The following is a 3,335-nucleotide window of genomic DNA, read 5'->3' as shown; positions in this document are numbered from 1 at the left end:
CGAGCCGGCTGGCGGGACTCGGATCGGCGTCGGTGAGCCGGTCGAGCGCCAGCGCGAGCGCGAGCAACGGCGTATCGGCGTCGCCGGGGCGCAGCACGGCGACGCCGAGGCGCGGCCGGTCACGCAGCCGGGGCAGGACCCCGGCGTGCAGCAGCGACGACTTGCCCACGCCGGACGGACCGACCAGGCAGAGCACGCGGACGCTCGTCGCCTGCTCGGCCAGCCGGCGTGCCTGCTCGGTGCGGCCGAAGAACAGGTCGGCGTCCTGTTCGCCGAAGGCCCGCAGACCGCGGAACGGGTTGTCGCTCTCGGCCGACCGGGCCAGCTCGGGCCAGACCGGCAGGATCCGGTCGGTGGGCACCAGGTAGCCGATCCGCGGCGGCGCTCCGGTGACCTTCCGGACCACCATGCCCACCACGGCGTCGACCTCGGTGTCCCACACCGGCGAGCCGGAGAAGCCGCGGTCCAGGGTGGAGGGACGCCGGTCGTCGCTGAGGATCTCCACCCAGCCGGTGGCGACGCTGCCTCCGGTGCGGCCGTACACCCAGCTGCCGAGTTCCAGCTTGGGCGGGAAACCGACCATCACGAGCTGCGCGTCGGACAGCGCGCGGTGCCGGGCGAAGGAGAGCGGCCGGGCCTGCTCGGGCGGGGGATCGAGCAGGCGGAGACCGGCGACGTCGCCGCTGTCGTCGGCCCCGACGGGCTGCCAGGCGATCACCTCGGCGCGGTGCCGGCGGCCGGGCGCGAGCAGTGGGAAGTCGACCTCGACCTCCCCGGTGAGCGACGGGACACCGGACGGGCGGCCCAGCGCGTCGGCCACCACGTGCGCCGCGGTGAGCAGGTGCGTCGGCCCGGCGAGAAAGCCCGCACCCACCGGCGCGTCCCCTCGCCAGACGCGGACCAGCGCCGACTCGATCGGCATCTGGCGCGCCTCGCGTACGGTCACGTCGGCCCCCGCGGTCGTCCGTGGCCCGCGCCCCCGTCGGACCCGGATCCATCATGCCCTGTCCACGATCGACGGCGCGACCTCGTGCCGGTCGATCATGGACGGACGTCGGGGGCCGCGGACGCGGCCGGGCCGGGGCGCGCCACGTCGGCGTAGCGCCGGGCCAGGTACGCGAAGGCGTCCCGCAGTTCGGGTGGCCCGACCACCTCGATGTCGGCGTCGTAGCGGCCGAACAGGGCGGCGAGGCCGGGCCACGACCAGCCGCCGAGGACGAGCCGGCAGCGGTCCGGCCCGAGTTCCTCGACGAGCCCGTCGCGGGTCCACGCGGACACCACCTTCGCGGGCAGGTCGAGGATCACCTCGCCCCGGCACGGCCAGTCGCCGGGGCCGGTGGCGCCTCGGAACCGGCCGGCGACGAACGCCGCCACGTCGCCGCCGGGCAGCTCCCGGGGCGTGAACCGGGGCCCGGTGGGCGTCCGCGGGCTGATCCGGTCCACCCGGAACGTGCGCCAGTCGTCGCGGTCCAGGTCCCAGGCGACGAGATACCAGCGCCCGCCCCAGGTGACCAGGTGGTGCGGCTGCGCCCGGCGCGGCGGCGGGTCCCCGGCCGGCTCCGCGGCGGCGCCGCGGTAGTCGAAGCGCAGCACCTCGCGGGCGTGGACGGCGGCGCTGAGCGTCATCAGCAGGCCCGGCTCGACCCGGGGCTCCGCCGCGGCGCCGGCACGCTGCACGGCGACGACCCGCAGGGCGTCCACGCGGTGGCGCAGCCGCGACGGCATCACCTGCCGCACCGTGGCCAGCGCCCGCGCGGCGGCCTCCTCGATGCCGGTGACCGTGGTGGCCGCGGTCTGCAACGCCACCGTGAGCGCCACGGCCTGCTCGTCGTCGAAGAGCAGCGGCGGCAACGCCGAGCCGGCGCCCAGCCGGTAGCCGCCGTCCGGGCCCCGGGTGCTCGCGATCGGGTAACCCAGCTCGCGGAGCCGGTCGACGTCGCGGCGCACGGTGCGGGCGCTGACCCCGAGCCGGTCGGCCAGCACCGTGCCCGGCCAGTCCCGGCGGGCCTGGAGCAGGGACAGCAGGGCGAGCAGTCGGGCGGACGTCGTCGGCATGTCCCGCATTCTGCCCGCAGTAGCGGACACAACCTGACCGCTATGCCCGCGAGGGTGGACCCGCACCCGATCCCGACCGGAAGGACCCACCACGGTGACCACCGCGACCACGACCACCACCACCCTCGACGCCGAGCGGGCCGACCTGCTCAGGGCGCTCGCCACCGCCCGGACCATGCTGACCAACACCGTGCGCGGCCTCACCGACGCGCAGGCCGGCGAGCGGCCGACGGCCAGCGCGCTCTGCCTGGGCGGCATCGTCAAGCACGTGGCGTCCACCGAGGAGTCGTGGCTGCGGTTCGTGGTCGAGGGCCCCGACGTGATGAGCTTCGCGCTGCCCGACGGCGTCACGTGGGAGGAGTTCCTGGCCGGCACCGCCCGGGAGCTGCCGCGATGGGCGATCGAGCGGGAGCGCGACTTCCAGATGCTGCCCGAGGACACGCTGCCCGCCGTCCTCGACCGCTACGCGCGGGTCGCGGCCCGCACCGAGCAGGTCGTGGCCGCCCTCGACGACCTGTCGGCGACCCGGCCGGTGCCCGACGCGCCGTGGAACGAGCCCGGCACCGTGATGAGCGCCCGGGCGGTGCTGATCCACGTGATCGCCGAGACGACGCAGCACGCCGGGCACGCGGACATCCTCCGCGAGACCCTCGACGGGCAGACCACCACCTGAGCCGGCCCGCCTCGACGCAGAGGACGGAGCATCCGGATGACCGTGCTGGACGACCGGGCCCTGAACCGGGCGACGTTGGCCCGGCAGCTGCTGCTCGACCGCGCCGACCTGCCGGTCACCGACGCGGTGGCGCACCTGTGCGGCCTGCAGGCCCAGGAACCGCAGGAGCCGTACGTCGGACTCTGGTCGCGGCTGCGCCACCTCGACCCGGCGGAGCCGTCCGAGCTGCTGGTGCGGCGCCGACTGGTGCGCACGCACCTGATGCGCCGCACCGTGCACCTGCTCACCGCGGCGGACGTGCTGGCCTGGCGGTCCCGCCACGACGCCATGCTGCGCCAGCGGGTGCTCGGGGTCTACCGCGGCGCGTTCGACGGGGTGGACCTCGACGAACTCGCCGCGGCCGGCCGGGCGGCGCTGCCCGACGACACGCCCCGCACGACCGCCGAGATCGTCCGCTCGCTGGCCGACCGGTGGCCGGCGGCGGACCGACGGGCCCTGGGCGAGATGGTGATCGCCCTGGTGCCGACCGCGCAGGCGCCACCGCGCGGACTGTGGCGGGCCACAGATCGGAAGAGCGTCGTGTAGGGAAAGAGTGTTCAGAGCGGTG

At 76.0% G+C, this 3,335-nt stretch carries 3 protein-coding genes; 1 reads left to right on the top strand and 2 read right to left on the bottom strand.

The window, feature by feature from the left end; all coding sequences use genetic code 11:
- Together HUW36_RS28790 and HUW36_RS28785 are read right to left on the bottom strand one after the other, a co-directional pair.
- Nucleotides 1-946 (bottom strand): S1 family peptidase (locus HUW36_RS28790; RefSeq protein ID WP_174530994.1); only part of this gene is annotated, 946 nt, incomplete at its 3' end.
- A 95-nt stretch (nt 947-1,041) separates the two neighbouring features.
- The gene (locus tag HUW36_RS28785) at nt 1,042-2,055 is read right to left on the bottom strand and encodes a WYL domain-containing protein (RefSeq protein WP_174530993.1); all 1,014 of its coding nucleotides are present in this window, start codon (nt 2,053-2,055) and stop codon (nt 1,042-1,044) included.
- 94 nt (nt 2,056-2,149) lie between these two features.
- On the opposite strand from HUW36_RS28785, the gene HUW36_RS28780 reads away from it, so the two are divergent.
- On the top strand, nt 2,150-2,728 hold the full coding sequence (locus HUW36_RS28780; RefSeq protein ID WP_174530992.1) for a DinB family protein: 579 nt from the start codon (nt 2,150-2,152) through the stop codon (nt 2,726-2,728).
- Nucleotides 2,729-3,335 lie beyond the last annotated feature (607 nt).

It is taken from the genome of Micromonospora maritima (genome assembly GCF_902825405.1).
GTDB classification, from domain to species: Bacteria; Actinomycetota; Actinomycetes; order Mycobacteriales; family Micromonosporaceae; genus Micromonospora; species Micromonospora maritima.
Note: the sequence above shows the minus strand (reverse complement) of the source record. Positions and strands in the feature narration are given on the sequence as shown.